At 69.8% G+C, this 16,603-nt stretch carries 17 protein-coding genes; 10 read left to right on the top strand and 7 right to left on the bottom strand.

The window, feature by feature from the left end:
- Positions 1–19 precede the first annotated feature (19 nt).
- From OG884_RS14680 to OG884_RS14670, 3 genes are all read left to right on the top strand, one after another.
- Positions 20–622, top strand: a complete 603-nt coding sequence (locus OG884_RS14680) for an acyl-CoA dehydrogenase family protein (RefSeq protein WP_326645903.1) — start codon at positions 20–22, stop codon at positions 620–622.
- 86 nt (positions 623–708) lie between these two features.
- The gene (locus OG884_RS14675) at positions 709–1,593 is read left to right on the top strand and encodes an SDR family oxidoreductase (protein ID WP_326645902.1); all 885 of its coding nucleotides are present in this window, start codon (positions 709–711) and stop codon (positions 1,591–1,593) included.
- Positions 1,594–2,832: 1,239 nt separating this feature from the next.
- Complete coding sequence (locus OG884_RS14670) at positions 2,833–3,420, top strand: DsbA family protein (RefSeq protein ID WP_326645901.1); 588 nt, start codon at positions 2,833–2,835, stop codon at positions 3,418–3,420.
- A 233-nt stretch (positions 3,421–3,653) separates the two neighbouring features.
- Here the strand turns inward: OG884_RS14670 and OG884_RS14665 are convergent, their stop codons facing one another.
- Complete coding sequence (locus OG884_RS14665; protein WP_442811686.1) at positions 3,654–3,890, bottom strand: ferredoxin; 237 nt, start codon at positions 3,888–3,890, stop codon at positions 3,654–3,656.
- Complete coding sequence (locus OG884_RS14660) at positions 3,884–5,083, bottom strand: cytochrome P450 (protein ID WP_326645900.1); 1,200 nt, start codon at positions 5,081–5,083, stop codon at positions 3,884–3,886. The genes OG884_RS14665 and OG884_RS14660 overlap by 7 nt, the downstream gene beginning before the upstream one ends.
- Positions 5,084–5,188: 105 nt before the next feature.
- Here OG884_RS14660 and OG884_RS14655 point away from each other — a divergent pair, with 105 nt between their 5' ends.
- A complete protein-coding gene (locus OG884_RS14655) occupies positions 5,189–5,812 on the top strand; it encodes a TetR/AcrR family transcriptional regulator (RefSeq protein ID WP_326645899.1) in 624 nt (207 codons plus the stop codon).
- A 97-nt stretch (positions 5,813–5,909) separates the two neighbouring features.
- On the opposite strand, the gene OG884_RS14650 is transcribed toward OG884_RS14655, so the two are convergent.
- Positions 5,910–7,088 (bottom strand): globin domain-containing protein, encoded by a 1,179-nt coding sequence (locus OG884_RS14650; RefSeq protein ID WP_326645898.1) that lies wholly within the window; start codon positions 7,086–7,088, stop codon positions 5,910–5,912.
- Positions 7,089–7,159: 71 nt separating this feature from the next.
- The gene (locus tag OG884_RS14645) at positions 7,160–7,600 is read right to left on the bottom strand and encodes an RrF2 family transcriptional regulator (RefSeq protein ID WP_326645897.1); all 441 of its coding nucleotides are present in this window, start codon (positions 7,598–7,600) and stop codon (positions 7,160–7,162) included.
- 137 nt (positions 7,601–7,737) lie between these two features.
- Between OG884_RS14645 and OG884_RS14640 the strand changes: the two genes are divergently transcribed.
- Positions 7,738–8,424, top strand: a complete 687-nt coding sequence (locus OG884_RS14640) for a nucleoside/nucleotide kinase family protein (protein WP_326645896.1) — start codon at positions 7,738–7,740, stop codon at positions 8,422–8,424.
- Positions 8,425–8,584: 160 nt separating this feature from the next.
- Positions 8,585–8,821, top strand: coding sequence for a hypothetical protein (locus OG884_RS14635; RefSeq protein WP_326645895.1), 237 nt, complete (start codon positions 8,585–8,587; stop codon positions 8,819–8,821).
- A gap of 32 nt (positions 8,822–8,853) precedes the next feature.
- Here the strand turns inward: OG884_RS14635 and OG884_RS14630 are convergent, their stop codons facing one another.
- Positions 8,854–9,633 carry a (2Fe-2S)-binding protein gene (locus OG884_RS14630; RefSeq protein WP_326645894.1) on the bottom strand — a complete coding sequence of 260 codons (780 nt, stop codon included), beginning with the start codon at positions 9,631–9,633 and terminating at the stop codon, positions 8,854–8,856.
- Between the two features lie 307 nt (positions 9,634–9,940).
- On the opposite strand from OG884_RS14630, the gene OG884_RS14625 reads away from it, so the two are divergent.
- The 3 genes from OG884_RS14625 to OG884_RS14615 are packed head-to-tail and all read left to right on the top strand — an operon-like array spanning position 9,941 to position 14,806.
- Positions 9,941–10,945 carry an endonuclease domain-containing protein gene (locus tag OG884_RS14625; RefSeq protein WP_326645893.1) on the top strand — a complete coding sequence of 335 codons (1,005 nt, stop codon included), beginning with the start codon at positions 9,941–9,943 and terminating at the stop codon, positions 10,943–10,945.
- Positions 10,878–11,606 carry a hypothetical protein gene (locus OG884_RS14620; protein ID WP_326645892.1) on the top strand — a complete coding sequence of 243 codons (729 nt, stop codon included), beginning with the start codon at positions 10,878–10,880 and terminating at the stop codon, positions 11,604–11,606. Before OG884_RS14625 ends, OG884_RS14620 begins: the two co-directional genes overlap by 68 nt.
- Positions 11,603–14,806, top strand: a complete 3,204-nt coding sequence (locus OG884_RS14615; protein WP_326645891.1) for an ATP-binding protein — start codon at positions 11,603–11,605, stop codon at positions 14,804–14,806. The genes OG884_RS14620 and OG884_RS14615 overlap by 4 nt, the downstream gene beginning before the upstream one ends.
- A gap of 40 nt (positions 14,807–14,846) precedes the next feature.
- On the opposite strand, the gene OG884_RS14610 is transcribed toward OG884_RS14615, so the two are convergent.
- Positions 14,847–15,383 carry an NUDIX hydrolase family protein gene (locus OG884_RS14610; RefSeq protein ID WP_326645890.1) on the bottom strand — a complete coding sequence of 179 codons (537 nt, stop codon included), beginning with the start codon at positions 15,381–15,383 and terminating at the stop codon, positions 14,847–14,849.
- A gap of 138 nt (positions 15,384–15,521) precedes the next feature.
- Here OG884_RS14610 and OG884_RS14605 point away from each other — a divergent pair, with 138 nt between their 5' ends.
- Positions 15,522–16,211, top strand: coding sequence for a PadR family transcriptional regulator (locus OG884_RS14605; RefSeq protein WP_326645889.1), 690 nt, complete (start codon positions 15,522–15,524; stop codon positions 16,209–16,211).
- Positions 16,212–16,305: 94 nt separating this feature from the next.
- Here OG884_RS14605 and OG884_RS14600 read toward each other — a convergent pair whose 3' ends face one another.
- Positions 16,306–16,593, bottom strand: a complete 288-nt coding sequence (locus OG884_RS14600) for a hypothetical protein (protein WP_326645888.1) — start codon at positions 16,591–16,593, stop codon at positions 16,306–16,308.
- Between the last annotated feature and the right edge of the window lie 10 nt (positions 16,594–16,603).

The raw sequence follows: 16,603 nt of genomic DNA, 5'->3' as shown, positions 1-16,603 counted from the left end.
CAGGCTTCTCCGGCCAGACGTGCGTGACGGCTCACGTGGGCGCCCGGCGGTCACGTTCCACCGACGGCGGCTCGCTCGTCGCGTCTACCCACCCGGCGGCCCGGCCGCCGGGCTTCCGGCCGGTCCGCCCAACGCGTCATCTTCTCGCTGCGCGAGAAGGCTCCCGGCGCGGCTGGCGCACTGTATGCGCTGGATCTCCCAGGCCGATACCGCGCTCGACCGCGCGCTCAACCGCTACAGCCACGGATCGCTGCTGGCCGAGAAGCAGGGGATCCAGTGGCTGATCGCAGACTCGGCCATGGAGCTCTACCAGTGCAAGCTGATGGTCCTGCACGCCGCCTCGAAGATCGACAAGGGTGAGGACTTCCGGACCGAGGTCTCGATGTCCAAGCACTTCGTGGCCAACAGCCTCAACCGGATCGTCGACCGGGCGATCCAGGTGCACGGCGCGCTCGGCTACTCGACGGACACCCCGCTGGCCAAGATGCTCCAGCACGCCCGCTGGGCCCGCTTCGCGGACGGGGCCGACGAGATTCACCAGATGCGCATCGCCGAGCATACGATCGCGGCGTACCAGAGCACGGGCTCGACCAACGCCGCCACCGGAGGGCTGCCGCTTTGAGCACGAAAGCTTCGAGCACGGAAACTTCGAGCACGAAAGCTTCGAAAGCTTCGAGCACGGAACAGGCTGGGACGGTCCCTGACACCGTGCCTGGCACGGGGGCGGAGCCGGGGTCGGCGGCCGGTGTCGCGATGGGCACGGCCGGTGCCGGGTTCGCCGGCGGCGGAGGCGGGCTGCTCAGCGGGTTGGCGACCGAGAGCCCGGCCGAGGCGTTCAACGTGGTCCGCAGCGATCACCTGGAGGGCAAGGTCGCCCTCGTCACCGGCGGCGGCAACGGCATCGGCGCGGGAGTGGCCCGGCGGCTGGCCGAGGGCGGGGCTCGCCTCGTGCTCGCCGACGTCGACGACGCCGCGGGCGAGAAGTTCGCCGACGAGCTGGGCGCGACGTTCGTGCACTGCGACGTCTCCAGCCTGGAGGACAACGAGGCGGCGGTGGCGACCGCGGTCGAACGGTACGGCAGGCTCGACCTCGCCTTCCTCAACGCGGGTGTCTCCTCGGGGTGCGGGCTGGCTGAGGACTTCGACATCCGGCGCTACCGCCTGGCGATGGGGGTCAACCTCGACGGCGTCGTCTTCGGGGCGCACGCCGCGATCCCGGCGCTGCTGGCGGCGGGCGGCGGCACGATCGTGGCGACCGCGAGCATGGCCGGCATTGTCGGCATCCCCTCGGATCCCATCTACGCGGCCAACAAGCACGCCGTCGTCGGGCTGGTCCGCTCGCTCGGCCAGGATCTTCAGCCGCGGGGGATCAGGGTGCAGGGGCTCTGCCCCTCGTTCGCGGACACCGCGATCCTCGGCGAGGGCAGGGCGATGCTTCAGCAGCTCGGCTTCCCGATTCTGGACGTCTCGGCGGTCGTCGAGACGTTCGTCCAGCTGCTCGACAGCGACGGCACCGGCGAATGCTGGTTTGTGATCCCCGGCAGGGAAAGCCAACCCTTCTCCTTCCGCCGTGCCCCAGGCCCCCGAACCTGAGCCGACAGTCCCGTCTTCCGGGACTCCGAACACCTGCAGGTCGCGTCCACGGACGTGGTGTACGAGCATCCGAGTCCGGTGAGCCGGTCACGGTGGAAAAGCGTGGCGTCGTCCGTGGGGGAAAAGCGCGGCGAGGGTGGTGGAGTGGTTCAGGGCCGCTCGTTGGTGTCGCGTCGTGCGGGGTGGAAGGTCAAAAGCGCGGCGAGGGTGGTGGAGTGGTTCAGGGCCGCTCGTTGGTGTCGCGTCGTGCGGGGTGGAAGGTCAAAAGCGCGGCGAGGGTGGTGGAGTGGCCCCAGACCGCTCATCGGTACGGGTCCGCCGCGGTGTGGAAGGATTCGGGGCCGCTCCTCGCCGCTGCTCGCCGCCGCCTCGCGCGGGGCTCTCGCCGTGCGGGGTACGAAGGTCCGCGGGGCGTCCGGTCACGGGTCGCCCCCGGCCGGGTGCGGGGACGAACCGGGCCTTCCACCACGAAAAGCGGCCCACCCGAGGGGCGGGGAGTGGCGCCTTCCTTGATCTGGGTGAATCCGCACGCCCCCAGCGTGCCAACTCATCCAGATCATGGAAAATCCCCGATCGTCACCGCCACGGCCCCGCCTCCACGCCCGCCATGACCCGCTTTGCCCCCTCCCGGAGCTCCACCGGCCCGCCCCCGGTCACCCACACCCGGCCAACGCCCGCCACCCCCCCGTACGATGCGTTGCCGGTGAGCGGCCCTGAACCACTCCGCCGCCCTCGCTGCGCTTTTGATCTTCGGCCCTGTGCGATGCGTTGCCGGTGAGCGGCCCTGAACCACTCCGCCGCCCCTCGCCGCGCTTTTCCCCACGGACGACGCCGCGCTTTTCAACGGCGATCAGCCAGGCGCGACGCAGGTACCGATCTCAAACACTCGTACACCACCTGCGCGGACGCGACCCCTGCACCTTGAAGCACGACCCCTCGTGGGGGCGATGAGGACCCCAAGGTAAATGCGAACCTTTCGGGGCTGATCGCGGGGTCGGGGGCGATCGGGGAGTCATGGCCCCGACCGCGAAAGACCCCCTTCTCCCCCCGCCGAGCCCCGGGCCCACGTACCCGAGACGGTGTCATACGGGGTGTGATTTGTCTGAATTTTGGTGGTTCGTAGGCTCCGCTGCTCCGCCACGGGGTAGAGCACGAAAGGGTTGGACCCCGCGGGGGTCCGCGACGGGGGTGGACTCCGCGGGGGTCCGCGACCCTCTTCTGCATCGCGGGGAGGAAAAAATGACCGCTCGACCGCATCGGCCCACGCGGCCGACCCGGGTGCCCGCCGGCGCCTCCACGGCGGGAGACGGTATCGCCGTGGGCTCGGGCCCGGTCATCGTGGACGCCTACATCGACTTCCTCTGCCCGTTCTGCAGGATGTTCGAGGAGGCGGCGGGGCCGGCGCTAGGGCGGCTGGTGACGGACGGGGCGGTCAGTCTCGTCTACCATCCCATGGGCTTCCTGGACGAGCTGTCCACCAACCGCTACTCCTCCCGCGCGTCCGCCTCGTCGGGCTGCGCCTCGGACCGGGGGATGTTCGTCGAGTACGCCCAGGCGCTCTTCGCCAACCAGCCCGCCGAGGGGGGCCCGGGGCTCACCGACGACGAGCTGGTCGAGGTCGGCCGCGTCGTGGGGATCACCGATCCGGGGTTCGGTGGGTGCGTGCGCGAGGGTGTCTACCTCGACTGGGCCGACCATGTGACGGAGACGGCCATCGAGCGTAGGGTGGGTGCCACACCGACGGTCCTTGTCCAGAACATCCCGGTACCGGCCAACGCGCAGGCCATCCTCACCGCCGTGCTGGCCGTCGCCCGCTCGTTCCGGTGACCGGTCCGGGCCGGAGCCTCGGCCACCTCACCCCGCGCGTGCTCACCACGGACCGTTCGGATCTCGTACATCGGGGTCTGGGATCCCGAGTCCTCTGACATGCGGGAACACGGGATCCCCGGCTACGTACGGGAACACGGGATCCCCGGCTACGTACGGGAACACGGGATCCCCGGCTACGTACGGGAACACGGGATCCCCGGCTACGTCAGAACACGGGATCCCCGGCTGTGTCAGGAGGTGTCGGGATCCCGCTCGTCCGGGTCCCGTACCGAGATGGCGCCCGAGGGGCAGAGCCGCTCGGCCCGGCGGACGGCGGCGTGCAGCTCGGGTGGCGGTGTCTCGTCGAGGAGCACGACGGTGCCGTCCTCCTCGCTCTGGTCGAACACCTCCGGCACGGTGAGCACGCACATGCCCGCTCCGATGCACCGCGACGTGTCCGTGGTCACCTTCAACGTGTTCTCTACCATCTGACCGGCAGCTCCCGTACGCCGTAGATGGACATGGTGTCGCGCATGCGGACCTCCTGCGCCGGTATGGCGAGTCGTAGATCGGGGAACCGATCGAACAGCATGGGAAACGCGGTGCGCATCTCCACGCGGGCGAGTTGCTGTCCGAGGCACTGGTGCAGCCCGTGCCCGAACGTCAGATGCCCGCTCGCGGGGTGGGTGATGTCCAGATGGTCGGGGTCGGTGAAGCGCGAGGGGTCGCGGTTGGCGGCCTGGACCGAGAGGGTCACCACCTCGCCCGCCCTGATGAGCTCCCCGTCCACCTCGACGTCCTCCAGGGCGGCGCGGATCGGGCCGATGTGAATGATGCTGAGGTAGCGGAGCAACTCCTCGACCGCATTGTCGATCAGCGAGGGGTCCGCACGTAGCGCGGCGAGCTGGTCGGGGTGCTGGAGCAGGGCGAACGTGCCGAGCCCGAGCATGTTGGCGATCGTCTCATGCCCGGCGACGAGCAGCAGGAACCCGATGTTGCCCAGCTCCTCGTCGGTCAGCTCACCGCCGGTGACGAGCCCGCTGAGCAGATCGTCGGCCGGCTCGGTCCGCTTGAACGCGATGAGCCGGGCGAAGAACGCGGCGGCGCGGGCGATCGCGGCGTGGATGTCCCCGACGGCGGACTCCAGGTTCAGCAACACCGAGGTGGTCTGCTGGAACTCCTCGCGGTCGGAGTACGGGACGCCGAGCAGCTCGCAGATCACCAGGGAGGGGATGGGCAGCGCGAACTCCCTGACCAGGTCCTGAGGAGGCCCGGCCTTCTCCATCGCGTCCAGCCGCTCCTCGGTGATCTCGTGGATCCTGGGCTCCAGCTGGTTCATCCGCCGCACGGTGAACTGCGCGGTGAGCAGCTTCCGGTAGCGGGTGTGGTCGGGCGGGTCCATCCGGATGAACATGCCGGGGTCGGCCGGGCGGCGCATCTCCTGCATCAGCGGGAAGGGCACCGGGACGTTCAGCAGCTCGCGCCGGGAGCTGAACCGGGGGTCCGCCAGGATCGAACGGACGGCGGGGTAGGAGGTCACGAGCCAGCCCACCCGGCCGTCGGGGTAGGTCATCCGGGTGACGGGCCGCTCCTCGCGCAGCGAGGCCAGGCGCTCGGGCGGGGTGAAGGGGTCGGGGCGTCCGAAGGGGAAGGTGATCACCTCGGGGTAGGGCTCTGTCATCTTTTGCTCCCATGCAGAGATGCGCTCCGTCTCCGCCCAGAAAACTACATCAAATGCAAAATTACAATAGATGCAGAGTATGGTGCTGTGCATTAAGATGCCCGCATGAGTGAGGTTCTGGGACTGCGTGAGCGGAAGAAGCTGCGCACCCGGCACGCTCTCATCGCCGCGGCGCTTGAGCTCTTCGTCGAGAAGGGCTACGAGCAGACGACCGTTTCGGAGATCGCCACGGCGGCCGACGTCTCGACGCGCACCTTCTTCAGCTACTTCGCGAGCAAGGAGGATGTGGTCTTCCACAACTCCCGCGAAGGCACCGACCGCGCCCTGCGGGTGATCGCCGAGCGTGGCCCGGGGGACCGGGCGGTCGACCTGCTGAGCCGCGCCATCACCTCTGGCTTCGCCGCGCTCGCCGTCGACGACCGGCTCGCCCGCGAGATAGCCCCCGTCAACCACCTCATCATGACCGTCCCCTCGCTCAGGGCGCGCGGCCTGCTGCTCCTCTTCGACAGCCAGCAGGAGCTCGCCGAGGCCCTGCACCGGGCATGCTCCGACGAGCTGAACCTGACCGAGGCGTCGGCGGCCGTCGGCTCGGTGATCGGCGCCGCGAAACTCGCCGCCTTCGTCAGCATGAACCGCGGCGCCTCCCCCGAGGAGATGCTGGAGGCCGGTCGCGAGGCCGCCGAATTCGCGCTGAACGGCCTCCGCGCCGCCTTCCCGCCCGTCTCCTGACGGCCCCCACGGGCGAGGCCGGAGTGCTTTCAGTCCTGGCCGAGCCAGAGGTCGGGAACGTTTTCAGTCCTGGCCGAGCCAGAGGTCGGGAACGTTTTCAGTCCTGGCCGAGCCAGAGGTCGGGGCCGAAGACCTCGTAGTGGACGTCGCGGGCGGGCACCCCGTGGCGGAGCAGGTCCGCGCGCACGCCGCGCATGAACGGCACCGGGCCGCACAGGTAGGCGACGAGGCCCGCCGGCAGGTCGATCGCGCCGAGGTCGGCGTACCCGATGCGGGGCGCGGGGTCGCAGGAGCAGGTGCCCGCCTCCTCGTACCAGCGGTGCAGGGTCGCGCCGGGCAGCTCGGCGACCAGCCGGACGAGCTCCTCGCGGTGGGCGTGGTCGGCGGGGCTCCGGTCGGCGTGGACGACGACCACCTGGCGGGTGGAGCCGGTGGCCACGAGGTGGTCGAGCATCGACAGCATGGGGGTGACCCCGATCCCGGCGGAGGCGAGCAGCAGCGGGGCGTCACCCGGAGCCAGGGTCAGGTCGCCGTACGGTGCCGAGATGGTGAGCTCGTCCCCGGCCTGGACGTTGGCGTGCAGCCACCCGGAGACCTCGCCGTCGGGCCCCGAGCCGCGGGCCCACCTGACGGTGATCCGCCAGTCGCCGCGCTCGGGGGCGCTCGACAGGCTGTACTGCCGGATCTGCCGTGCCCCGTCGGGCAGGGTGACCCCGACGCTGACGTACTGCCCGGGGGTGAAGGCGAGCGGGGCCGACGGGGCGAGGGTGAAGGAGACGGTGTCCGGTGTCTGGCGTCGCCGCTCCAGGACCGTGGCGCGCAGCCAGGGGTCGCCGGGCTCGCGCAGCAGCCGCGCCTCCAGCGCGATCAGCGCGTTGGCCATCAGCCAGTAGACCTCGTCCCAGGCCGCCGCGACCTCGGGGGTGACGGCGTCGCCGAGCACGTCGGCGATGGCGGCGAGGAGGTATTTGTGCACGATCTGGTACTGGTCGGGGGTGACCCCGAGCGAGGCGTGCTTGTGCGCGATGCGGGAGAGCATCGCGTCGGGCCGCTCGTCCGGCCGGTCGAGCAGGAGGGTGGCGAAGGCGGCGATCGACCCGGCCAGTGCCTGGCGCTGCGTCCCGCTGGCCTGGTTGCCCCGGTTGAAGAGGTTCCCCAGCAGGTCCGGGTTGTCGGCGAACATCGTCGCGTAGAACCGTCCGGTGATCTCCTCCAGGGCTTGCTGGACGACGGGCAGGGTGGCCCGGACGGTCGCCGCCGATTCATGAGAGAGCATGCCTTCTCCAAATTGGTAAATGATCTTCATATTAAAGTGTGCGATGACGGGAGGGGTTCGGGAAAGGACGATCAGGGCCGGGTGGACGAGAGGGCGATCAGCACGGGGCCGGTCGGCGAGGTGACCAGATCGTCCACGGTGAGCGGGTCGAGCGCCGCGTAGAAAGCCCGCTGGGCGTCGCGCAGCGCACCGCGCAGACGGCAGGCCGCCCGCAAAGGACACGGTGTTTCGCCCTCGCAGGCGACCACCTCCTCCTCTCCCTCCAGCTCGCGGACCAACCATCCCAGCGAGGCCTTGCGGCCGAAGCCGGTCAGTTCCAAGCCGCCGCCGCGCCCCCGGCGGGCGTCCACCACCCCCAGATGCTGCAGGCGTGCGATGGCCTTGGCCGTGTGGGTGTAGGGGATGGCCATGGCGTCGGCCACCTCCCGGGTGGTGAGGATCGTCCCGGGTTCGGTGACCGCCAGCCGCATGGTCACCCGGAGTGCCAGATCCGTGAACTTCGTCAACCGCACGATAGGACCGTAGCAAACATGAATGTCAGGTACCAATTCAGGGGTGCCTACAGAGAAGGGGGAAATGGTGAATCGCGTTCCGGCAGGCGTACGACCCGTACTGGAGGACGGGGGGCGGCTCGGCTAGGTTCGGGGAGATGACCCCCCTCGACGAACTCGCCGCTCGGGCCCGCTCTCTCGTACGGGAGGGGCGCCGCGCGCTGCTGGGCATCACCGGCGGTCCGGGGGCCGGCAAGACCACCCTCGCCGAACACCTGGTCGCGATGCTGCGCCCGGCGCCTCCCGAGGGGCTGCCGGCGCGGGAGTGGGTGGCGTACGTGCCGATGGACGGCTTCCACCTCGCCGACGTCGAGCTCGACAGGCTCGGGCGCCGCGACCGCAAGGGGGCCCCCGACACCTTCGACGCCGCCGGCTACGCGGCGCTCCTCCGCCGCCTGCGTGAGGACGAGGACGACGTGGTCTACGCGCCCGCCTTCGAGCGCGACCTGGAGCAGCCGGTCGCCGGCAGCATTCCGGTCCCGCGCGCCGCCAGGCTCGTCGTCACCGAGGGGAACTACCTGCTGCTCGGCCAGGGGGACTGGTCGAGCGTGCGGCCGCATCTCCACGAGGTCTGGTACTGCGACCTCGGCCCCGACGAGCGGGTGCGCCGTCTCGTCTCCCGCCACGAGCACTTCGGCAAGGACCGCGACGACGCCGTCGCCTGGGTGCTGGGCATCGACCAGCGCAACGCCGACCTCGTCGCCACCACCCGCTCCCGCGCCGACCTCGTCATCCCCGACGCCATCATCCGCTCGATCGGCTCCCCCGAGGCGACGGCCGGCTGACGGCCGTGGCTCCCGGCCTTTCTCGCCGGGATGAACGGCCTCGCACCGGAGCGGGCGTGCCGAATGCGAATCGGCCAGATTCTTGATCATCGGCGTGGTTCTCTTTGCCTTATATCAGGCAATATCCCCGCTGTACCGTTTATGTCTTTTGGGGGAGCAAATGTCTATTTCCCGCTGTCTCGTCACCGCCGCTCTGGCCGCTTCGGCGGTAGCGCTCGCCACACCGGTCGCGTACGCCGACCCCGTTCCGCCCTGGTCCCCCGAGTCGCCGTACTACGATCCCGCCGGCACGCTGACCCTCACGGACGGTGGCCGTACGGAGACCTGGACCTGGGAGCCCGGCCACCAGAGCTACCGGAGCAGCGAGAGCAACTCCGGGACGATCGAGCACGGGTAGCCTCCGGCAGGCCCGCCGAATAATGAAGAGCGTCAGCCAGGGCGGCGGGTTTGTGGTCGGCGGGCCGGCAGCAGGGCGCAGTCACCGCACATGCCGCCGCCGGGCAGGCGGTAGTACAGGCAGCAGCTGCGACGGACGAAGAAGAGACGGCCGGGTGCGGGCTCGGTCAGTTCGCCCGTGTCGCGCAGGAGATCCCGGTTCAGCAGTTCGCGGCCCAGCCTCACGGCCTTCGCGGTGAGGTCAGGCCGCCGGTGGGTGAAGGCGCCGATGGTTCCGACCAGTGCGGAGGCCGCATTGCCCCACAACAGCCCTGGCGCGATCTTCACGATCCGCCGGACCGCCTCCGCGAGCGGTTCCAGCATCTCGGTCATGATGTCGCGGTAGACCGGTCCGGCGATCCGCGTGGGGTCGCGGATGTCCCAGCCGGACAGCCGGGTGGCTCGCAGCGGCAGCGGGTCGGGGGCCGGCCGCCAGTACAGGTGCCCGGGGGCCAGGTCGATGAGCAGGTCGTGCGCGACCACGGCGCCGATGGACGGTGACCACAGGCGGGCGGCCAGGCCCTGGAACAGGATCGAGGCGGCCACCCGGTGCTCGGTGGTGCCCAGCCGTCCGGCCATGTCGTGGATTCTTGCCTCCAGGACGCCCGGATCCGTCCACAGATCGGGGAACGGCCGCCATCCGGCCTCGGCCTCGCCTGTCTCGATCTCGAAGTAGCCGCCGATGGTGCGGACGTCGGCGATCGCTCCGAAGACCGCAGCCGGGGCAGCGGGCAGCAGTCCGGGCGGAGCGCCGGCACGTGAGTCGCACGGCATGACGATCGCCTTCCTCTCCTCTCCCAGACTAAGGAAGCCACCGTTTCCGGCGGCGCGCTTTTCACCGTGTACCGGCGATATCTTGCTGAAAACGCATACGCCGTCTCGCGTGCTCCCCTAGCCTCTGCTAGGTCGTACCATCCGCACCTCAAAGGAAAACGGCATGGCACAGTCGTGGGCCGAGTTGCCGACGTGCCGTGTTGTGTGGGTGCGCGGAGTGAATTCCGCAGCCGTCACGTCGCGAACCGACGCATTACCCGAAGGCTTCCCCGCGATATTCGGCTACCTCGCGGTCAGGGGACGGACTGTGGCGGAAACGGTCGCCGATGTGCTTCACGAGCTGGAAAGAACCGTCGTTGATCTTTTCCCGGCCTGGCTCCCCGGTGCGGAGGGTATCGACGGTCCGGGGGGCGGCGCCGTGGCCGCCGTACGCGAACTCGCGAGGCGGGCGGCGTCCGGTCATCGGCACCTTGCCCCTTTCATGGCGGATCTCGCCGCGCGGTCCCTGACCGGTGAGGTGTCCCGTGGCCACCTGGGCGCGACCGAGGTGCGCGCCGCCGGGCTGGCCCTGGCATTCGCCACGAGTCTCGGCCGCCCTCGTACGTCGATTCTCGTCCAGATGCCGGAGGGTCTCTCCCCCGCCGAGGAGGAGACGCTGGTGGCGGCCGGTGAGTGGCTTGTCCAGCGCGGTGGGCTCGGTGTCTGGCTCACCGGCGCCGCGCCGGTCGCCGTCGACCGGATCCAGACGGTGGCCGTACGGCCTGAGCCGCAGGTAGGGCCCGCGCCGCAGGTAGGGCCCGAGTCGCAGGTAGGGCCCGAGTCGCAGGTAGGGCCCGAGTCGCAGGTAGGGCCCGCGCCGCTACGGCGCGTCTCCGGTTCCTCGGCCACGGCGGGGCTTCCGCATCCGTTCAGCCCCGTGGAGTCCGCGCTGGAGCGGGCACTCAGCTCTCATGGGTGGGCCGCGGGGCGGGCCTGGAACCAGACCTACCAACCGCACCCGCTGGCCAACCCCATCCGGGTGGATCTGCTCTGGCCGGATGAGCGCTGTGTCGTCGAGCTCGACGGTCCGGAGCATCGTCACCCGGGCAGGCTCGCCGACGACCTGGTGCGGGACACGCGGCTGGGAAAAGACGGTTACGCGGTCCTGCGCTTCACCAATGAGCGCGTCATGGCCGACATGCCGGCCGTGCTCCGCGAGCTGAAGCGATTTCTTCAAACCCACCGCACGCGCGAAGGACAGGGATATGCCGGGAACAGAACTCACGCTCTCCGAGACAGCGGTGCTGGTGGTGTTGATGGTCGAGGTGGATGAGATCTCCAACCCCGAGCTCAAGGCGCGCCATGGCCTGACCCTTGACGGGAAATCACGCCTGAAACTGAACGAGCTCAAGCTCGTCGAGAGCCGAAAGGTAGGCCGGGCGTTCGTCCATCTCCTGACCGAAGACGGCTGGGCCAGAATGGCCGAGGAGATCCAGTCCGGCATTCCCGTGCCCAGTGGTGCGGCCGGTGCGATGAATCGTGCCCTGCTGTTCTGGCTGCGTGGGTTTCTGATGCAGACCGGTCAGAGCCTGGCCGACATCTTCTCCCTCAAGAGCGATCCGGTCGAGGCCGGTGATGTCACCGCGCGTATCCCGGTCGAGGCCGGTGATGTCACCGCGCGTATCCCGGTCGAGGCCGGTGATGTCACCGCGCGTATCCCGGTCGAGGCCGGTGATGTCACCGCGCGTATCCGCGCCGCATACGCCGAGCTGGCCGCCGAGCCCGGTGCCTTGGTCAGCCTGGCGCGGCTGCGACCGCTGCTCGGCGAGTTCGCGAGAGCAGAGGTGGACGGTGCGCTCAAGGGGATGATCCATCTGCCGGGGGTGAGCATCGTGCCCGCGAACAACCAGAAACTTCTCAGCGCTGAGGCCAGGGCGGCGGCGGTGACCATCGGCGACCAGGACAAGCACCTGATCTCGATCGAGGTGCCATGAACAACGAACTGAAAGCCCTTCAGGCGCTCAGGTTCAACTGGGCCGAGGGGCCGGAAGACGTGTGGAGCCCCTCGCCCTTCCACGTGGAGGGCCTGAACCCGCACGTGGAACGCGGCATTCTCAGCGGGCTCGCCGACGTGGTCGCCGGGGGCGCCACCAGCCCGATCGGCCTGGTCCTGCGCGGGCAGCGAGGTTCGGGCAAGACCCACCTGCTCGGCTGGACCAGGGAAAGGATCCAGTGGGAGAGCGGCTACTTCTTCCTGGTCAGCCTGCTGGACGCGCGGACCTTCTGGGAGAGCACGCTGATCTCCATACTCGACGGCCTGCTGCGGGACGGCAGCGAGGGGGAGAGCCAGCTCAAGATCCTGCTGCGGCGGCTGGCGGAACTGGCCAACGTGCCGCGCTGGGCGCAGCGCGAAGTGATCGGGAACCGTCTGGTAACGCCTGAGGGGCTCGATGCCTTCGCCGCCGGTCTGCGCGAGTTCAACCCCCAGGTCGGCAAGGACGCCAGGGACACCCTGCGCGCGCTCGTGCTCTATGCCAGCGCCGACCACGGCATGCAGGACGTCGGCGACGGGTTCCTCTCCGCGCTCCGCGAAGAGGACCCGGGCGAGCGCGCGGCCTGGGGGATCCGGCAGTTCCCGAAGACGCCGCAGGAGATCGTCAAGGACGTCTCCCGCCTCCTTGCGCTGACCGGGCCGTCCGTCATCGCCGTCGACCAGATAGACGTACTCGTGGCGCAGTCTCCGGTCCCCGATGAGGGCACAGCCGTGCACGACTGGCGTGACCTGATCGTGGTCGACCAGGTGGCCGGTGGCCTGATGGCGCTGCGTGAGATCACCCGCAGGACCCTGACGGTCGTCTCCTGTCTACAGCACACCTGGACCCTCATCGAGAAGTTCGCCACCGACACCGCGCGCGACCGGTTCCGGTCGATGCCCGACCTCCAACCGCTCCCCAACGCCGGGGCCGCTCACGCTCTGATCGAGAAGCGGTTCGCCACCCGGTTCGCCGAACTCGGCTTCGAGCCGCCCTACCCGACCTGGCCGGTACGGGAGGCCGTGTTCGGCGATGCCGACGAGTTCACCCCGCGACAGCTCCTGATGAGGATCGACGCGCACATCGAGGCATGCCTGAACGACGGAGAAGTACGGGAACTGAAGCGCCTCGGCCAGATTGCCGATCCGAGTCCTAAGCCTGCCCTCGATGACCTACGCTTCCGCGCCATCGACTCCCGCTTCGCCGAACTCCGGCAGAAGGCGCAGGTGACCGACGCCCTGGACGCCACCGTCGAGGACGCCGTGATGCCCGCCCTGCTGGCGGCGGGGTTGTCGGCCTGGATCGACGGGCTCGGTGACGCCGGACGCGAGTTCAGCGTCGACCCGCCACCCGGCAAGAAGCCTCCGCTGCACGCCCGCCTGCGGCACACCCTGGACGAGGAGACCGAGGACGAGGCGCACTGGGCGTTCCGCGCCATCGCCGCCACGAATGCGATCGCCGCGTTGAGTCGCCTGCGGACCGCCTCGGTGGCGGCCGGACTGGACTCCAGGGTCCCCAGGCGGAGGCTGTTCGTACTCCGTACGGAGCCCTGGTCGAAGGGACCCCGAACGATCGAGGCCGTCGCCGAGTTCGAGCGGGCGGGCGGCAGGGTGCTCGCGGTGAGTGAGGAGGATCTCAGCGTCCTGGCCGCGCTGCGGGAGCTGTACGCGGAGAACCCGCCGAACCTGCGGGCCTGGATCGCCGCGCGGCGACCGGTGGGCGAGGTCACGCTGCTGCGCGAGGCCCTCACTGACATCGACACCGCACAAGTCGGGCACTCGGCCACCGAGCCCGTACTCACCGACACCGGCACCGCACAAGCCGAGCCCTTGGCCACCGAGCCCGTGCTCACCGACATCGACACCGCACAAGTCGGGCACTCGGCCACCGAGCCCGTGCTCACCGACCCCGTGGCCGTCGAGGTGACGAGCGGCACGCCGTACATCCCCCTTGGCGACACCGTTCCCGGCGGGCAACCCATCGGAATCGAATTGGAGGCGCTGAGAAAGCACGCCGTGATCTTCGCTGGTACCGGGTCGGGGAAGACGGTCCTCATCCGCCGCCTGGTCGAGGAGTGCGCGCTCCAAGGAGTCTCGGCGATCGTGCTCGACCCGAACAACGACCTGGCACGGCTCGGGGACGGCTGGCCGGAGCAGCCCTCGGAGTGGGGCCCCGGTGATCAGGAGAAGGCCGCCGACTACCTGGCAGCCACCGATGTCGTCATCTGGACACCCCGCCGTGTAGCCGGACGACCGCTCAGTTTCCAGCCACTGCCCGACTTCACGGGCCTCGCCGCGGACCCCGATGAGTTCGGCGCGGCGGTGGACACCGCCGTCGCCTCGCTCGTGCCGCGTGCCAAACTCGATTCCAAGATGGTCAAGGCCCAGCGCGGGCAGGCCGTGCTCAGGGAGGCCGTCGCGTACTACGGGCGCGCGGGCGGACAGGGAGTGCCGGGTCTCATCGGGCTGCTGGCCGCCCTGCCGGACGGGGTGAGCGGGCTCGACAAGGCCGAGCAGATCGCCGCCGACCTGGCGCAGACCCTGAAGGCGGCGATGGTCAACGACCCCCTGTTCGCCGGTACCGGAACTCCCGCGGACCCCGGTGTCCTGCTCACCCCGTCACCGGGCAAACGGGCACGGGTCTCGGTGATCAGCTTCGTCGGCCTGCCCTCGGATGAGCAGCGCCAGAGCTTCGTCAACCAGTTGCAGATGGCGCTGTTCGCCTGGATCAGGAGGCATCCCGCCGGTGACCGCCCGCTGGGCGGCCTGTTCGTGATGGACGAGGCGCAGACCTTCGCGCCGTCCGGTGCGATGACCGCCTGCACGCAGAGCACGCTGATGCTGGCCGCCCAGGCGCGCAAGTACGGCCTCGGCCTGGTGTTCGCCACCCAGGCTCCCAAGGGGCTGCACAACATGATCCCGGGAAACGCGGCGACCCAGTTCTTCGGCCTGCTCAACGCTCCCGCCCAGATCGAGGCGGCCAAGGAGGTGGCCCGGGTCAAGGGCGGCCGGGTCGACGACGTCTCCCGGTTGACGGCCGGTCAGTTCTACCTGGCCGCCGAGGGGACCGCTTTCACCAAGACCCGGGTGCCGCTCTGCCTGACCCACCATCCCAGGGCTCCTCTTACGGCGGAGGAGGTCGTCAGCAGGGCGGGCATCTGAGAGGAATTACCTTCGGTCGGATCGACGTGCCCGTGGGAGGTCAGGGGAGGCAGCCGACGTAGGCGAGGGCCTGCTTCAGCAGAGTGCCCTGACCGCCGAGCATCTCCTGCTGTACCAGCGGTGACGCGGCCTCCTCTGGAGTGAACCAGACAAGGTCGAGGGCGTCCTGCCGGGGGCGGCAGTCACCCGCGACCGGGACGACGTAGGCGAGGGAGACCGCGTGCTGCCGGGGGTCGTGATAGGGCGTGACGCCCTGCGTCGGGAAGTACTCGGCGATGGTGAACGGCTGCGGAGAGGCGGGGACGTTGGGCAGCGCCGTCGGGCCGAGGTCCTTCTCCAGATGGCGGATGAGCGCGTCACGGACCCGCTCATGGTGAAGCACCCGGCCGGAGACGAGGGCGCGGCTGACCGTCCCGTCCGCTCCGATGCGCAGCAGCAGGCCGACATGCGTGACCACTCCGGCCTCGTCGACTCGCACCGGCACGGCGTCGACGTAGAGGATCGGCATTCGTGCGCGGGTAGACTCCAGCTCGTCGGGAGAGAGCCAGCCGGGCGTGGTTTCGGTCATTTCGGTCATTGATCGATCGTACTTCGCGGCGGGCTCGGAAACGTGTTTCTCCTCGGACGACCTGCCGAAAGTCGGGGCCGGTGTACGTCGATCGGCGGATGGGCCGGACGTGCCGTCGGTGCCGCGCCCGCCACTAGACTTGAGCCCGTGGACGACGAGCCCGAGGTAGAGATCGGTGCACCGCTCCCCGCCACCGCCTACATGGTTCTGGGCGTTCTGTCGGTCCTCGACGAGGAGCTGTCCGCCGCTGAGATCAAGGTCCGGTGCGACCACACGCTGCGCTGGTTCTACTGGTCCCCCGCCATCAGCCACATTCGCCGGGAGCTGCGGAGACTGGGGGACCTGGGGCTGGTGACCGAGCGCGAGGTGACAATCGGCAGGGTCAGGCGGAGCACCCTGTACCAGACCACGGAGCGCGGTGAGGAGGTGCTCCGGCAGTGGGTCTCAAGCCCGCCGGTCGACGAGCCGGTGATGCTGAAGAACCCCGCGCTGCTCCGGGTCTACCTCGGCAGGTTCACCGAGCCCTACGAGCTCGTCAAGATCCTCGACGACCGGCTGGAGGAGTTGGAGGAGCAGATCAAGGACCTCGTCTGGGGCAGGAGGCGCAGCCAGGAGCTCGGCCTCGACGAGGAGGAGCGTGTCCAGTACGGGACCGCGCTCGGTGACTACCTGCTGCGCGCCGCCCACTTCGAGTACGGCAACGTGCGCCAGCTGCGCGATCGCATCGCCGACTACGACCCCGACCATCCGGAGCTGAAGGTCACCCGCCCGAAGGGCCTGCTCCGGCGCCGCCTGCGCCAGCACGACGCGCCGCCGGAGGACCTGCCCGACCAGTGACGTGGCGGAGACGGCGGGCACGCCGGAAGCCACCGACCTCGCCGAGACGGTCGGTGGCCCGGTGCGGCGGTGCGTTCCCGCGAGGGGCGGACGGTCAGTTCTCCTCCGAGACCACCCCCAGGTACGTCCCGTAGACACCGAGCCGCTCGCCGTCACGCTCGATCTCCCCGAGCAGCCGGCTGCGCGGGGAGATCTCGCCGCCCAGCGGGAGTACGCTGAACCGGACGTGGACGGGCCGGGAGGTCTCGGGGTCGGGAATCCGTTCCCAGCGGGCTCCGGGGATGAGCGCGGCGAGTTCCGCCGCCCCTTTGAAATCGCCGGTGAAGGAGTGCATCCGCAGCGTGCGTACCGAGGGCCGACGCCCGTGCGGCACGGCTGTCACGTCGGCCGTC

Origin of the sequence: Streptosporangium sp. NBC_01755, from assembly GCF_035917995.1 — a bacterium.
Classification (GTDB): Bacteria; Actinomycetota; Actinomycetes; order Streptosporangiales; family Streptosporangiaceae; genus Streptosporangium.
Note: the sequence above shows the minus strand (reverse complement) of the source record. Positions and strands in the feature narration are given on the sequence as shown.

Coding starts and splice junctions, on each gene's coding strand:
- OG884_RS14670 (WP_326645901.1), top strand. CDS start 2,833: ATGACCGCTCGACCGCATCGGCCCACGCGGCCGACCCGGGTGCCCGCC.
- OG884_RS14665 (WP_442811686.1), bottom strand. CDS start 3,890: ATGGTAGAGAACACGTTGAAGGTGACCACGGACACGTCGCGGTGCATC.
- OG884_RS14660 (WP_326645900.1), bottom strand. CDS start 5,083: ATGACAGAGCCCTACCCCGAGGTGATCACCTTCCCCTTCGGACGCCCC.
- OG884_RS14655 (WP_326645899.1), top strand. CDS start 5,189: ATGAGTGAGGTTCTGGGACTGCGTGAGCGGAAGAAGCTGCGCACCCGG.
- OG884_RS14650 (WP_326645898.1), bottom strand. CDS start 7,088: ATGCTCTCTCATGAATCGGCGGCGACCGTCCGGGCCACCCTGCCCGTC.
- OG884_RS14640 (WP_326645896.1), top strand. CDS start 7,738: ATGACCCCCCTCGACGAACTCGCCGCTCGGGCCCGCTCTCTCGTACGG.
- OG884_RS14635 (WP_326645895.1), top strand. CDS start 8,585: ATGTCTATTTCCCGCTGTCTCGTCACCGCCGCTCTGGCCGCTTCGGCG.
- OG884_RS14630 (WP_326645894.1), bottom strand. CDS start 9,633: ATGCCGTGCGACTCACGTGCCGGCGCTCCGCCCGGACTGCTGCCCGCT.
- OG884_RS14620 (WP_326645892.1), top strand. CDS start 10,878: ATGCCGGGAACAGAACTCACGCTCTCCGAGACAGCGGTGCTGGTGGTG.
- OG884_RS14615 (WP_326645891.1), top strand. CDS start 11,603: ATGAACAACGAACTGAAAGCCCTTCAGGCGCTCAGGTTCAACTGGGCC.
- OG884_RS14610 (WP_326645890.1), bottom strand. CDS start 15,383: ATGACCGAAATGACCGAAACCACGCCCGGCTGGCTCTCTCCCGACGAG.